The organism is Stenotrophomonas sp. 05N37, assembly GCF_056397365.1.
In genome coordinates this window covers 971,453-985,062 of record NZ_JBFTNG010000001.1, presented here as the reverse complement: position 1 = coordinate 985,062, position 13,610 = coordinate 971,453, and the positions used below count along the sequence as shown (strand labels likewise).

General features: G+C 69.0%; 9 protein-coding genes. 7 read left to right on the top strand and 2 right to left on the bottom strand.

Annotation, left to right across the window (positions count from 1 at the left end; all coding sequences use genetic code 11):
• Positions 1-92 precede the first annotated feature (92 nt).
• A complete protein-coding gene (locus tag AC1DGC_RS04315; RefSeq protein ID WP_259206465.1) occupies positions 93-1,097 on the top strand; it encodes a class I fructose-bisphosphate aldolase in 1,005 nt (334 codons plus the stop codon).
• Positions 1,098-1,315: 218 nt separating this feature from the next.
• Entirely contained in the window at positions 1,316-2,644 is a 1,329-nt protein-coding gene (locus tag AC1DGC_RS04310) for a M1 family metallopeptidase (RefSeq protein ID WP_478047282.1), read from the top strand.
• A 111-nt stretch (positions 2,645-2,755) separates the two neighbouring features.
• Here the strand turns inward: AC1DGC_RS04310 and AC1DGC_RS04305 are convergent, their stop codons facing one another.
• Together AC1DGC_RS04305 and cysK are read right to left on the bottom strand one after the other, a co-directional pair.
• A complete protein-coding gene (locus tag AC1DGC_RS04305) occupies positions 2,756-3,355 on the bottom strand; it encodes an O-acetyl-ADP-ribose deacetylase (protein WP_259206463.1) in 600 nt (199 codons plus the stop codon).
• 245 nt (positions 3,356-3,600) lie between these two features.
• Positions 3,601-4,560, bottom strand: coding sequence for a cysteine synthase A (gene cysK, locus AC1DGC_RS04300; RefSeq protein ID WP_259206461.1), 960 nt, complete (start codon positions 4,558-4,560; stop codon positions 3,601-3,603).
• A 249-nt stretch (positions 4,561-4,809) separates the two neighbouring features.
• Here cysK and AC1DGC_RS04295 point away from each other — a divergent pair, with 249 nt between their 5' ends.
• From AC1DGC_RS04295 to AC1DGC_RS04275, 5 genes are all read left to right on the top strand, one after another.
• Positions 4,810-5,793, top strand: a complete 984-nt coding sequence (locus AC1DGC_RS04295; protein WP_259206460.1) for a LysR family transcriptional regulator — start codon at positions 4,810-4,812, stop codon at positions 5,791-5,793.
• A 248-nt stretch (positions 5,794-6,041) separates the two neighbouring features.
• On the top strand, positions 6,042-6,491 hold the full coding sequence (locus tag AC1DGC_RS04290; RefSeq protein WP_394161308.1) for a hypothetical protein: 450 nt from the start codon (positions 6,042-6,044) through the stop codon (positions 6,489-6,491).
• A 71-nt stretch (positions 6,492-6,562) separates the two neighbouring features.
• Positions 6,563-8,620 (top strand): TonB-dependent copper receptor, encoded by a 2,058-nt coding sequence (locus AC1DGC_RS04285; RefSeq protein WP_478047281.1) that lies wholly within the window; start codon positions 6,563-6,565, stop codon positions 8,618-8,620.
• A 343-nt stretch (positions 8,621-8,963) separates the two neighbouring features.
• A complete protein-coding gene (locus tag AC1DGC_RS04280; protein ID WP_478047280.1) occupies positions 8,964-10,043 on the top strand; it encodes an efflux RND transporter periplasmic adaptor subunit in 1,080 nt (359 codons plus the stop codon).
• The gene (locus tag AC1DGC_RS04275) at positions 10,040-13,165 is read left to right on the top strand and encodes an efflux RND transporter permease subunit (RefSeq protein WP_478047279.1); all 3,126 of its coding nucleotides are present in this window, start codon (positions 10,040-10,042) and stop codon (positions 13,163-13,165) included. The genes AC1DGC_RS04280 and AC1DGC_RS04275 overlap by 4 nt, the downstream gene beginning before the upstream one ends.
• Positions 13,166-13,610: the final 445 nt, after the last annotated feature.

Sequence of the window (13,610 nt, the reverse complement as noted above, 5' to 3'; positions counted from 1 at the left end):
AAACTGAAAGCGGTTCCAGACTCCGTGGACGGCCAGTTCACGGGAGGGGCGGTCTATAATCAGCGTTTTCCCGCACCCGCCACAGGAAATACATGAGCATCGAACAGCTGGCCGAAACCGCCCAGGCCATGGTCGCCCCGGGCAAGGGCATCATCGCGATCGACGAATCCACCGGCACCATCGGCAAGCGCTTCGCCAGCGTCGGCCTGGAAAACACCGAAGAGAACCGTCGCGCCTACCGCGAAATGCTGCTGACCACGCCGAAGCTGAACGAGCATGTCTCCGGCGCGATCCTGTACGACGAAACCATCCGCCAGTCGACCAAGGATGGCGTGCCGTTCGCCAAGTACATGGCCGACAACGGCATCATCCCGGGCATCAAGGTCGACAAGGGCGCCCACGCCCTGGCCGGCTGCCCCGGTGAGCTGGTGACCGAAGGCCTGGACGGCCTGCGCGAGCGCCTGCAGGAGTACTACAAGCTGGGTGCGCGCTTTGCCAAGTGGCGTGCGGTGATCAACATCGGCGAGAGCATTCCGTCGGGCACCTGCATCGAGTCCAACGCGCACGCGCTGGCCCGCTACGCCGCGCTGTGCCAGGAATGCGGCCTGGTGCCGATGGTCGAGCCGGAAGTGATCATGGACGGCGACCACGACATCGAGACCTGCTACGAAGTCACCGAAGCGACCCTGCGTTCGCTGTTCGACGCGCTGTACCAGCAGAACGTGCTGCTGGAAGGCACCATCCTGAAGGCCTCGATGGTCATCTCGGGCAAGGGCTGCGAAGAGCAGGCCGACGTCGAGGAAGTGGCCGAGTCGACCGTGATGTGCCTCAAGAGCACCGTGCCGGCGATCCTGCCGGGCGTGGTGTTCCTGTCCGGTGGCCAAAGCGACGAGCAGTCCACCGCGCATCTGAATGCCATGAACCAGATGGGCAACCTGCCGTGGCCGCTGAGCTTCTCCTACGGCCGCGCCATGCAGCAGGCCGCGCTGAAGCTGTGGGCCAAGGACACCAAGGCCAACATCGCCAAGGCGCAGCAGACGGTCTACGACCGTGCCAAGGAAAATGGCCAGGCGGCACTGGGCAAGTGGAACGGCTGATACCGGCCTGACCGCGCACGAAGAAACGCCGGCCTCGCGCCGGCGTTTTTTTTGGCGTAGAGCCACCCCATGGGTGGCTTCGCGCGGTGGCTGGATGGCCGCGTGCAGTCCCAGCCGGCTGCGCGGTGCCTGATCGCCAACAGGAAGCAGCCACGCATGGCGTGGCTCTACCCGTCGCTGTCTGGCACGATGCGATCCACATTGCCGGGATGGATGCCATGATCGTGCGACGCTGCGTTGGGCTGTTGGCGTTACCGCTGCTGTTGGGTTGCTGCGTGGTGCACGCTGCGCCGCCACGCGGTTTCGACGTACTGCACTACAGCGTGGCGCTGGTGCCTGATATCGCGGCCAAGCGCGTGCAAGGGCAGCAGACCGTCCGGTTCAAGGCGGAGCAGGTGCTGTCCACGCTCACCCTCGACGCGGGCACACTCGAGGTCACGTCGGTGACGCAGCACGGTCGTGCCCTTGCCTTTGCGCAGGCCGGCCAGCAGCTGCACATCACCTTGGCCACGCCGCTGCAGCGCGGTGCGTCGGCCGAGCTGCAGATTCGCTACCACGGTGCCCCGGCATTCGGCCTGACGTTCGCCCCGGAGCGCGAGGAGGTCTACACGCTCTTCTCCACCAGCCAGTGGATGCCGTCGGTGGATGCGCCCGACGAGCGCGCCACGCTCGATCTCGCGGTGACCCTGCCGCCGGCGCTGCTGGCCGCTGGCACCGGGCGCGCGCTGCCCACCCGCACGCTGGCCGACGGACGCATCGAGCATCGCTGGCGGCTGGACACACCGATGCCCGGCTATGTGTACGGTTTCGCGGCAGGCCGCTACCAGCAGGCCACGCAGCAGCATGGCCCGGTGCAACTGCGCTACCTGTCGGTGGAGCGCTCGCCGGCGCAGCTGCGCACGGTATTCGCGCGCACCGGCGACATGCTCGATTTCTTCGCCGAGCGCGCGGGCCTGCCGTATCGCGGTGATTACCAGCAGGCCCTGGTGGCCAGCACCATCGGGCAGGAGATGGCCGGCCTGTCGCTGATGTCCGAAGCGTATGGCCAGGACGTGCTCGACGATGCCGACCAGATCGCGTTGATGGCGCACGAGGCCGCGCACCACTGGTGGGGCAACCGGGTCACCTGTGCCGGCTGGGAGCATTTCTGGCTCAATGAGGGCATGGCCAACTTCATGACCGCTGCCTACCTGCAGCAGGCGCAGGGCGATGCCGCGTACCAGGCGCAGGTGGACGGCTGGCGCACGCGCCTGGACGCGCTGCGGGCCAAGGGCGCGGACCACGCGCTGGTGTATGCCGATTGGGATGCACCGACGGCCGATGACCGCGCGGTGGTCTACCGCAAGGGCGCCTATGTGCTGCACCTGTTGCGCGGCGAGCTCGGCGATGCGGTGTTCTGGCGCGGGCTGCGCGCGTATACCGTGGCCAACGACGGGCGCTCGGTGGTCACCGCCGATTTCCAGCGGGCGATGGAGACGGCTGCAGGACATTCACTGCAGCCGTTCTTCGACGAATGGGTCTACACCGCTGGAACAGCGGCGCGGTAACGGAGTTGCAGCGCCGGTAAGCCCGGTGGGCGGCAGAGCGCGGCCAGGCGCGGATTCACACAGGGGGACGCGGCGCCGGCATCGGCCCCCGGCAACGGCCCCGCCGTTTCCTCAGTGCGCCGCCGCCGGCGGCAGCCCCAGATCCAGCGAGGGCAGCAGCGGTGAGGGGGGCGGTTCGATCGGCTGGCCCTGTGCGGCCAGCGCCGACTGGTAGGCCTTGTACGTGGCCGCGTTGTAGGCCACCAGGATGATCCGGCGCGGTTCGCGGTGCGAACGCTGCCAGGCCACGGTCTCGGTGGCGGCGATCTGCGCGGCCTGGTGCAGCGGGTAGCCGAACACCCCGCAGCTGATCGCCGGGAAGGCAATGGAATGCAGGCCCAGCTTCTCGGCCAGTTGCAGCGATTTCCAGTAGCAGTTGGCCAGCAGCGCGGGCTCATCGCGCTGGCCGTCCTGCCAGACCGGGCCCACGGTATGGATGACGTGCCGGGCGGGCAGGTCATGGCCGGCAGTGGCGCGCACTTCGCCGGTAGGGCAGCGCACGCCCAGCCGGATCTGCGGCAGCGCCTCGCACTCGGCCAGCAGGCGCGGGCCGGCCGCACGATGGATCGCGCCGTCCACACCGCCCCCGCCGAGCAGGGATTCGTTGGCCGCATTGACGATCGCATCCACCGCCAGGGTCGTGATGTCGCCCTGCCACACTTCGATCTTCATGCGTACCACTCCTGACTGAAACCGGGTCCATGCAACGGGATGTCGCCTTGTTACTGCACCGTACCGGGCAGCAGGTAGACAGTGCGTCATCGTCGTCTCAGGCAGTGCGACCCGGCATGCACCGCCCTGCATTCACACCATGCGGGGCACCGGCTTCACCGTAGATGAAGCCGATGGCGACGCCTGAATACGAAGACGCCCACCGGAGGGTGGGCGTCCGAGCGTGCCTGGTGACAACGCGGCGGTCAGGGCAGACCGGCCAGCCAGTCGTCGTCGGAGCCTTCGTTGATGTCGGCGAACAGCGGGGTGGAGAAGTAGCGTTCGCCGGTGTCCGGCAACATCGCCAGGATGACGCTGCCTTTCTCGGCGCGGGCGGCGATGTCCAATGCGCTGGCCACCGTTGCACCCGCGGAAATGCCGACGAAGATCCCTTCCTCGGCCGCCAGCCGCCGCGAGGTCTCGATCGCGCGGGCGTCGTCGATGCTCAGCAGCTCATCATAGACGCCACGGTTGAGCACCTCCGGCACGAAGTCCGGGGTCCAGCCCTGGATCTTGTGCGGCTTCCATTCCTCGCCCTTGAGCAGGGCCGCGCCGGCCGGCTCGGTGGCGACGATCCGGGTCTCCGGCCGGGCCACCTTGAGCACCTCGCCGACGCCGGTCAGGGTGCCGCCGGTGCCCCAGCCGGTGACGAAGTAATCCAGCCGCTTGCCGGCGAAGTCGCGCAGGATCTCCGGCGCGGTGGTGTTGCGGTGGTAGGCCGGGTTGGCCGGGTTGGCGAACTGGCTGGCGAGGAACCAGCCATGCTCGTCGGCCAGTTCCTTCGCGCGGCGCACCATGCCCGAGCCGCGCTCGGCGGCCGGGGTCAGGATCACCTTGGCGCCGTAGGCGCGCATCAGCTTGCGGCGTTCGATGGAGAAGGTCTCCACCATCGTGGCCACGAACTTGTAGCCGCGGGCGGCGGCCACCATGGCCAGCGCCACCCCGGTGTTGCCCGAGGTGGCCTCCACGATGGTGTCGCCGGGCTTGAGCACGCCGCGCGCCTCGGCGTCGAGGATGATCGCCAGCGCCAGGCGGTCCTTGACCGAGCCGCCGGGGTTGAACGACTCGACCTTGGCGTAGAGGCTGACGTGGTCGGGGGCGATGCGGTTCAGGCGGACCACCGGGGTGTTGCCGATGGTGTCCAGGATCGAGTTGTAGAGGGCCATGGGATGCTCCGAAGAAGACCGTTCACCGCGGCCGGCGCGGCAGGGGGGAGGGCAGGCCGGCGGCAGCGGCGCCGCGCGGTCTCCGGGACGGCGGGCGCCGGCCCCGGGTGCTCCGGCAGACCGTAGCCCCGGCATATGCCCCCGGGAAATGACCTGATACCCTTCATAAACAACATTTGGTTATAAGCTGGTGACGGCAATTGCCCTACAGTCGGATTGCCCTTCCTTCGCCTGCCGTGCCGCACGCCCATGACGCTGACCCAACTCCGTTATCTGGTGGCCATCGCCGACGCCGAGCTCAACATCACGCTGGCGGCCTCGCGCGTGCATGCCACCCAGCCTGGCCTGTCCAAGCAGCTCAAGCAGCTGGAGGATGAGCTGGGTTTCCTGTTGTTCGTGCGCAAGGGGCGCAGCCTCGAAGCGGTGACGCCGGCCGGGGTGGAAGTGATCGGCCGTGCCCGCGCGGTGCTCTCCGAAGCCAACAACATCCGCACCTACGCCGCCAACCAGCGCCGCGAGAGCCAGGGCCAGTTGATCCTCACCACCACCCACACCCAGGCGCGCTTCGTGCTGCCGCCGGCCGTGGCGAAGATCAAGCAGGCCTATCCGCAGGTCAGCGTGCACCTGCAGCAGGCCGCCGAAAGCGATGCGCTGGACCTGCTCAGCCAGGGCGATGCGGATATCGCGATCATCTCCACGGCGGGCGCCGAACCGACCGCGGGCCTGGCCATTCCGCTGTACCGCTGGCGCCGGCTGGTGCTGGTCCCGCGTGGCCATGTGCTGGATCGCCCGGGCCCGGCGCCGGACCTGCAGGCGCTGGCCACCCAGCCGCTGATCAGCTACGAATCCTCCACCCGCGGCAGCTCGTCGCTGCAGCGGGCCTTCGCCAGTGCCGGCCTGACCCCGGACATCGCGCTGACCGCGCTGGATGCCGACCTGATCAAGACCTACGTGCGGACCGGGCTGGGCGTCGGCCTGCTGGCGGAAATGGCGGTCAACGCCAGCGACGAGGACCTGCGTGCCTGGCCGGCGCCGGCCCCGATCGATGAATGCATCGCCTGGGCGGTGCTGCCGCGCGACCGCGTGCTGCGCGATTACGCGCTGGAACTGGTGCACGTGCTGGCCCCGCAGATCGACACGCGCGACCTGCGCCGGGTGATCGACGGCAACCAGGAGGCCAACTGGCCGCTGCCGCCGACCTGGGAATCGCTGACGCAGACCATCACCGTCTGAGAAGCGACGGTGATGGCCGCGCATGCTTCCTCTCCCCCGCGCCGTTGGCGCGCCGCCCTTCGGCAGAAGGGGGCTTTTCTCCAGAGGGGGTGAGGGGTTCGGTGGGCGCTTCGAACGCGCCGCTGCGACGGTTGGTCGCAGGGCGCCGGGCTGCCCGGCCCAGGGGCGGGCGCTACCATGAGGGGGTGAACGTTCGCCGTCGCCCGTATGCCGTCTTTCTTCAGCTTGCCTTCGTGGCGACGCTGCTGATGGTGCTGGCGCCGCTGGTCAGCCGCTGGCAGCAGGCGCACGCCGACGCGCCGGTGATGCGCATGCCAACCGGGATGACCCACGCGATGCCGGTGCCGTTGGATGCCCACGCCGGGCACGTCATGGCGCATCAGGACATGCAGCATGACGGTACGCAGCACGACGGCGCGCAGCACCATCACATGCCGACGCAGCCGATGCCGGTGCACGCGATGCAGGGCGCTCACGAGCAAGCGGCACCGTCGCCGCCGATGAGCGAGCACGCCGGGCATGGCGACGCCTGCGAGTACTGCATGATGGCCTCGCGGCTGATGCCGTGGCTGGCGGTGCTGATCCTGCTGTTGCCGGCGATGCCGGTCATCGCACCGCGCGTGCGGCGCGCGGTGCCCACGCCACGCAGCCTGCGCTGGCCCGCCCACGCCGCGCGCGGCCCGCCCGCGCGCTCCTGAAAACCACCGCCCTTCCTGCCCGTGTCGCCGTGATGGCGGCGCGCGCCTGCGTGCTTTTCTGGAGTTTCACCATGACTGTTGCTTCCCGCAGCGCGGGCGCACTGACGCGCCTGTCTGTTTCCCTGTCGCTGGCCCTGGCGGCGCTGCCGCTGCATGCCGCCAATGACGACGCCCGCACCCTCGATACGCTGGTGGTCACGGCCACGGCGCCGTCCTCGCCGCTGCACTGGGTCACCGATCCTCGCCTGCCGCGCCAGCCGGTGCCGGCCAGCGATGGTGCCGACTACCTCAAGACCGTGCCCGGCTTCGCGGCCATCCGCAATGGCGGCACCAACGGCGACCCGGTACTGCGCGGCATGTTCGGCTCACGCCTGAACATCGTCAGCAACGAAGGCAACCTGATCGGCGCGTGCCCGTCGCGCATGGACAACCCACTGTCCTACATCGCCCCGGAAACGTTCGACCGGCTGACCATCATCAAGGGGCCGCAGAGCGTGCGCTGGGGCGCAGGCGCGTCGGCCGGCACGGTGCGCTTCGAACGCGATACCCCGCGCTTCGATGCCCCGGGCATCGACCTCGACGCCAGTGCGCTGGTCGGCGCGCGCAACCGCAACGACCAGGTGCTGGATCTCACCGCCGGGGCCTCGCAAGGCTATGTGCGGGTCAACGGCAACCGCTCCGAAGCGGACGACTACAAGGACGGCAACAGCGAGGTGGTGCCGTCGAAGTGGCGCAAGTGGAACAGCGACGTCGCCGTCGGCTGGACTCCCGATGCCGACACCGTGCTGGAACTGTCGGCCGGCACCGGCGACGCGATCGCCCGCTATGCCGGCCGCGGCATGGATGGCGCCGCGTTCAAGCGCACCAGCTATGCGGCGCGGTTCGAGAAGGACAACCTGCCCGGCGCGTGGGACACGCTGCTGGCCAATGTCTATTACAACGACGCCGACCACCTGATGGACAACTACACGCTGCGCACGCCCAACCCGGACAGCAGCATGCCGATGCCGATGGCGGCCAATGTCGATCGACGCACGACGGGCGGCCGCATCGCCTCGGAGTGGCGCTGGCAGGACGTCGCCGTCGTGGCCGGTATCGATGCGCAGGACAGCCGCCACCGCAGCCGCAGCGGCATGGGCCGCAACAGCTATCGCCAGCAGCCCTGGAGCACCGACGCGCGCTTCGCGAACCTCGGCGCCTTCACTGAAATCACCCTCGGCGAGGGCACTGCGCAGCGCTGGGTCGGCGGCCTGCGCATCGACCGCGCCGAGGTCACCGACGAGCGCGGTAGCGCCGGGATGATGGCCCTGCCCAATCCGACCGGGGGGCAGCAGCGCCGCGAGAACCTGGGCAGTGGTTTCCTGCGCATCGAGCGTGATCTCGCCCCGGCACTGACCTGGTATGCCGGCATCGGTCACAGCGAACGCATACCCGACTACTGGGAACTGTTTTCCCCGGACAGCGGGCCGATGGGCGCGGCCAACGCGTTCGCCGGCATCCAGCCGGAGAAAACCACCCAGCTCGACCTCGGCCTGCAGTACCGCAGCGACCGCGTCGACGCATGGGTATCGGCCTATGCCGGCCGCCTGCAGGACTACATCCTGTTCACCTACCTCGACGGCGGCATGATGGGCAGCATGACCCGGGCCGACAACGTGGATGCCCGCATCGCCGGTGCCGAAGCGGGTGCTCAGTTCCTGCTCGGCCGGCAGTGGACGCTCGGTGGCACGCTCGCCTATGCCTGGGGCGAGAACCGCAGTGACGGCCGGCCGCTGCCGCAGATGCCCCCGCTCGAAGCCCGGCTCAGCGCGAGCTGGGAAGGCACGCGCTGGCGCCTGGGGGCGCTCGCCCGCGCAGTCAGCCACCAGCATCGCGTCGCCGACAACCAGGGCAATGTCGTCGCCCGCGACCTCGGGCCCAGCGCCGGCTTCGCCACGCTGGCGCTCAACGCCGGCTACCGCATCAGCGACGCCCTGCAGCTCAGCGCCGGCGTCGACAATCTGTTCGACCGCGCCTACAGCGAGCACCTCAACCTGGCCGGCAGCGCCGATTTCGGATTCCCGGCCGACCCGGTCCGGATCAATGAGCCGGGCAGGTCGATGTGGATGAAGGTGAACGTCCGGTATTGAGCAGCGGCGGGTGCCGTCCGTGGGGCGGTACCCGTGTGCCCGGTTTTGCGTGCAGCCGACCAACGGTCGGCTCTACGGGGTGCAGCCGACCAACGGTCGGCTCTGCGGGGTGCAGCCGACCAACGGTCGGCTCTACGGGTGCAGCCGACCAACGGTCGGCTCTACGATGGGGTCAATCGACATGCTCTGACACACGCCGACATATCCGTCGGGCCCCCCAGCACGAAAGGCATTGCCTCCGTCACCGGTCGTTGCGCGGCCCCCGGTAAACGCTTGGCACATATGCCTGGGCAGCCCCGGCCCGTACACTCGGCGGTCGTGGGATTTAACGGGATTTTTCCAAATGTTGGGACGCATCACAGCGCGCATCGCCGCTGGCCTCACCTTCGCCGTCCTGGCCGGGTGCAGCAGCAAGGACGACACCGCGCGCCGGCAGGCAGACGCCGTACCGGTCACCACCCAGGTGGTGCAGACCTCCGCATGGAACGACACCCTCCAGGCCCTGGGCACCGCCAAGGCCCGCGAATCGGTCACGATCACCGCCAAAGTCAGCGAGATCATCGAAACCGTCCATTTCGACAGCGGCCAGCAGGTCAACGCCGGTACGCCGCTGGTGACCCTGCGCGGCCAGGCCCAGGAAGCGGCCCTGCTGCAGGCCCAGGCCACCTTCGCCGAGGCCGACCAGCTGTACAAGCGCCAGCGCGAGCTGGCCGCCCAGCAACTGGTGGCCAGCGCCACCCTGGACACCCAGCGCGCCATCCGCGATGCCGCCGAGGCGCGCGTGCGCGAAATGCAGTCGGACATCGGCGACCGCCGGGTGCGCGCGCCGTTCGCCGGCGTGCTGGGCATCCGCCAGGTCAGTGCCGGCTCGCTGGTCACCCCCAGCACCACCATCGCCACGCTCGACGACATCGAACGCATGCACGTCGACTTCCAGGTGCCCGAGGCCGAACTGGCCAGCCTTGGCAACGGCGACAAGGTCACCGCCACCAGCGTCGCCTACCCGGGCCGCAGCTTTGAAGGCGTGGTGGCCACCATCGACACCCGCGTCGACCCCGGTACCCGCGCGGTCACCGTCCGCGCCGACTTCATCAACGCCGACCACGCCCTGCGCCCGGGCATGCTGCTGGACATCCGCATGTTCCGCCCCGAACGCCAGGCGCTGGTCATTCCCGAGATCGCCGTGGTCCAGGTCGGTCGCGACTCGTTCGTCTACCGGGTCAAGGCCGACCACAGCGTCGAGCGCATCGACGTCAGCAGCGGCGCCCGCCGTGCCGGCGTGGTCGAAATCCGCAGCGGCCTCAAGCCCGGCGACCGCATCGTCGTGGACGGCACCGGCAAGCTCCGCCCCGGCCTGAAGGTCGATGACCGTCCCGCCACCGCGCCGGTCGCGCCTGCCACGCCTGCGGACCGCGCCGGATGAAGCTCTCCGACGTTTCCATCCAGCGCCCGGTATTCGCCGTGGTGATGAGCCTGCTGCTCGTCGTGCTGGGCATCATGTCCTTTACCCGCCTGACCCTGCGCGAACTGCCCGCGATCGACCCGCCGATCGTCTCGGTCTCGGTCGACTACACCGGCGCGTCGGCAGCGGTCATCGAGAGCCGCATCACCCAGGTGCTGGAAGACGCGCTGGCCGGCATCGAGGGCATCGACACCATCAACGCGCGCAGCTCCAACGGGCGCGCGCAGGTCAGCATCGAGTTCACCTCCAACCGCGACATCGAAGCGGCGGCCAACGATGTCCGCGACGCGGTCAGCCGCGTCGCCGACCGCATGCCCGAAGAGGCGCGCCCACCGGAAATCGCCAAGGTCGAGAGCGACGCCGATCCGATCATCTGGTTCAACATGACCTCTTCCAGCATGGACACGCTGGAATTGAGCGACTATGCCGACCGCTACGTGGTCGACCGCTTCTCCAGCCTGGATGGCGTCGCCCAGGTCCGCATCGGCGGGCGCCAGCGCTATGCCATGCGCATCTGGCTCGACCGCGACCAGCTCGCCGCGCGTGGCCTCACCGTCGGCGATGTCGAAACCGCGCTGCGCAACGAGAACGTCGAACTGCCGGCCGGCCGGATCGAATCGACCGACCGCGATTTCACCCTGCGCGTGGAGCGCAACTACGTCAAACCCGAGGATTTCGCCACCATCCCGCTGGGCAAGGGCAGCGATGGCTACGTGGTCCGCATGGGCGACGTGGCGAAGATCGAGCTGGCCTCGTCCGAGCGCCGGGCCTACTACCGCAGCAACGGCGAGCCGGGCATCGGCCTGGGCATCGTCAAGACCTCCACCGCCAACTCGCTGGACGTGGCGCGCACCGCACGCGCCGAGGCCGAGCGGGTCGGGCAGACGCTGCCCGAGGGCACCCACATCTTCGTGGCCTTCGACAACACCACCTTCATCGAAGCGGCCGTCGACCGGGTGTACGCCACCCTGGTGGAAGCCATGCTGCTGGTGCTGGCGGTGATCTGGCTGTTCCTCGGCAGCTTCCGCGCCGCGCTGATTCCCGCGGTGACCGTGCCGGTGTGCCTGGTCGCGGCGTTCATCGCGCTGTATGCCTTCGGTTTCTCGATCAACCTGCTCACCCTGCTGGCGCTGGTGCTGTGCATCGGCCTGGTGGTCGATGACGCCATCGTGGTGGTGGAGAACGTGCAACGCCGCATCGACCTGGGCGAACCACCGCTGGTGGCCTCCAAGCGCGGTACCGCGCAGGTCGCCTTCGCGGTGATCGCCACCACCGCCGTGCTGGTCGCGGTGTTCCTGCCGGTCGGCTTCCTGGAAGGCAACACCGGGCGCCTGTTCCGCGAACTGGCCGTCGCGCTCGCGGCCGCAGTGGCGTTGTCGGCGTTCGTCTCGCTCACCCTGACCCCGATGATGGCCTCCAAGCTGCTCAAGCCGCATACCGGCCAGCCGCCCCGGGGCCTGCACGGGCTGATCAACCGCAACCTGGACCGCGTCTCGGCGGCCTACGGGCGCGTGCTCGACGCGCACGTCGGGCGCACCTGGCTCTATGTGGTGGTCATGCTGCTGTCGCTGCTGGCCAGCGCTCTGCTGCTCAGGATACTGCCCTCCGAGCTGGCCCCGGCCGAAGACCGCGGCTCGTTCCAGATCATGATCGATGGCCCGGAAGGTGCCGGCTACGATTACACCGTGGCCCAGGTGCAGGAAGTGGAAAAGGTGGTCGCCGGCTTCGTCGGCGAGGACAAGCCGATCGTGCGCGCCAACCCGCGCGTGCCCGGCGGCTTCGGTGCCAGCGAGGAAATGCATACCGGCCGCATCAGCGTGTTCCTGCAGCCGTGGCGCGAACGCCAGTCGGCCACGCCGGACGTGGCTGCCGAGCTGCAGAAGCACCTGGACGGCATGCGCGGCGTGCGCGTGCGCACCCAGGTCGGTGGTGGCCTGGTGCGCAGCCAGGGCCAGCCGTTCCAGATCGTGCTGGGGGGGCCGGAGTACGCCGAGATCGCGCAGTGGCGTGATCGCATGCTCCAGCGCATGGCCGACAACCCGGGCCTGGTCGGCCCGGACTCGGATTACAAGGAAACCCGGCCGCAGATGCGGGTCAACATCGATCGTCAACGTGCGGCGGACCTGGGCGTGTCGGTCACCGCGATCGGCAGCGCGCTGGAAACCATGATGGGCTCGCGCCGGGTCACCACCTTCGTCGACAACGGCGAGGAGTACGACGTGCTGGTCCAGGCCGGCCGAGACGGCCGCGCTTCGCCCGCCGACCTGGCCGCCATCCGGGTGCGTGCCAGCAGCGGCGAGCTGGTGCCGCTGTCGAACCTGGTCACCCTCAGCGAAGTGGCCGAAGCCGGCAACCTCAACCGCTTCAACCGGCTGCGCTCGATCACCATCACCGCTGGCCTGGCCCCGGGGTATCCGCTTGGCGAGGCGATCGCCTGGGCCCAGCAGACCGCGCGCGAGGAGCTTCCGCAGCACGCCCAGCTGGACTGGAAGGGCGAATCGCGGGAATACCAGAATGCCGGCAGCGCGGTGCTGCTCACCTTCGCCATGGCCCTGCTGGTGGTGTATCTGGTGCTGGCCGCGCAGTTCGAGAGCTTCATCCACCCGCTGGTGATCATGCTGACCGTGCCACTGGGCGTGCTCGGCGCACTGCTCGGGCTGTACGTCAGCGGCGGCAGCATCAACCTGTTCAGCCAGATCGGCATCGTCATGCTGGTCGGCCTGGCGGCCAAGAACGGCATCCTGATCGTGGAATTCGCCAACCAGTTGCGCGACGAAGGCCGCGACGTGCACAAGGCCATCGTCGAATCGGCGATGGTGCGGCTGCGCCCCATCCTGATGACCTCCATCGCCACGGTGGTCGGCGCGATCCCGCTGGTGGTGGCCGGTGGCCCGGGTTCGGCCAGCCGCGGCACCATCGGCATCGTGGTGATCTTCGGCGTTACCGTGTCCACGTTCCTGTCGCTGTTCGTGGTGCCGGCGTTCTATTCGCTGCTGGCCCCGTATACGCGCTCGCCCGAAGCGGTGGCGCGCGAGCTGGAAAGGCAGGAGGCGGAGACGCCGTCGGTGGGGGGGCATGCCTGAGCTGGCGGTGCCGCGTATCGTCGGTGGGGGTTGCTTGCTGCGTCACGTCGACGCCGAGCCGATTGCGCGCGCGCTGCGCGACTGCTTACCGTATCTGTTTTCCCCGCTGCGCAGCCTGTAACGCAGCGTTGCCGTAGAGGCAGCCGGGCATGGCCCGGCTCTACCGAGGCTTGGATCGCTCCGGGTGAGACGCAGCCGGGCATGGCCCGGCTCTACCGAGGCTTGGATCGCTCCGGGTGAGAGGCAGCCGGGCATGGCCCGGCTCTACCGAGGCTTGGATCGCTCCGGGTGAGACGCAGCCGGGCATGGCCCGGCTCTACCGAGGCTTGGATCGCTCCGGGTGAGACGCAGCCGGGCATGGCCCGGCTCTACCGAGGCTTGGGTCGCTCCGGGTGAGAGGCAGCCGGGCATGGCCCGGCTCTACCGGGCTTAGGTCGCTTCGGGG

What these genes read in the sequence shown, in the direction of transcription:
- AC1DGC_RS04315 (WP_259206465.1), top strand. Translation starts at nt 93, where the DNA reads ATGAGCATCGAACAGCTGGCCGAAACCGCCCAGGCCATGGTCGCCCCG.
- AC1DGC_RS04310 (WP_478047282.1), top strand. Translation starts at nt 1,316, where the DNA reads ATGATCGTGCGACGCTGCGTTGGGCTGTTGGCGTTACCGCTGCTGTTG.
- AC1DGC_RS04305 (WP_259206463.1), bottom strand. Translation starts at nt 3,355, where the DNA reads ATGAAGATCGAAGTGTGGCAGGGCGACATCACGACCCTGGCGGTGGAT.
- cysK (WP_259206461.1), bottom strand. Translation starts at nt 4,560, where the DNA reads ATGGCCCTCTACAACTCGATCCTGGACACCATCGGCAACACCCCGGTG.
- AC1DGC_RS04295 (WP_259206460.1), top strand. Translation starts at nt 4,810, where the DNA reads ATGACGCTGACCCAACTCCGTTATCTGGTGGCCATCGCCGACGCCGAG.
- AC1DGC_RS04290 (WP_394161308.1), top strand. Translation starts at nt 6,042, where the DNA reads ATGGTGCTGGCGCCGCTGGTCAGCCGCTGGCAGCAGGCGCACGCCGAC.
- AC1DGC_RS04285 (WP_478047281.1), top strand. Translation starts at nt 6,563, where the DNA reads ATGACTGTTGCTTCCCGCAGCGCGGGCGCACTGACGCGCCTGTCTGTT.
- AC1DGC_RS04280 (WP_478047280.1), top strand. Translation starts at nt 8,964, where the DNA reads ATGTTGGGACGCATCACAGCGCGCATCGCCGCTGGCCTCACCTTCGCC.
- AC1DGC_RS04275 (WP_478047279.1), top strand. Translation starts at nt 10,040, where the DNA reads ATGAAGCTCTCCGACGTTTCCATCCAGCGCCCGGTATTCGCCGTGGTG.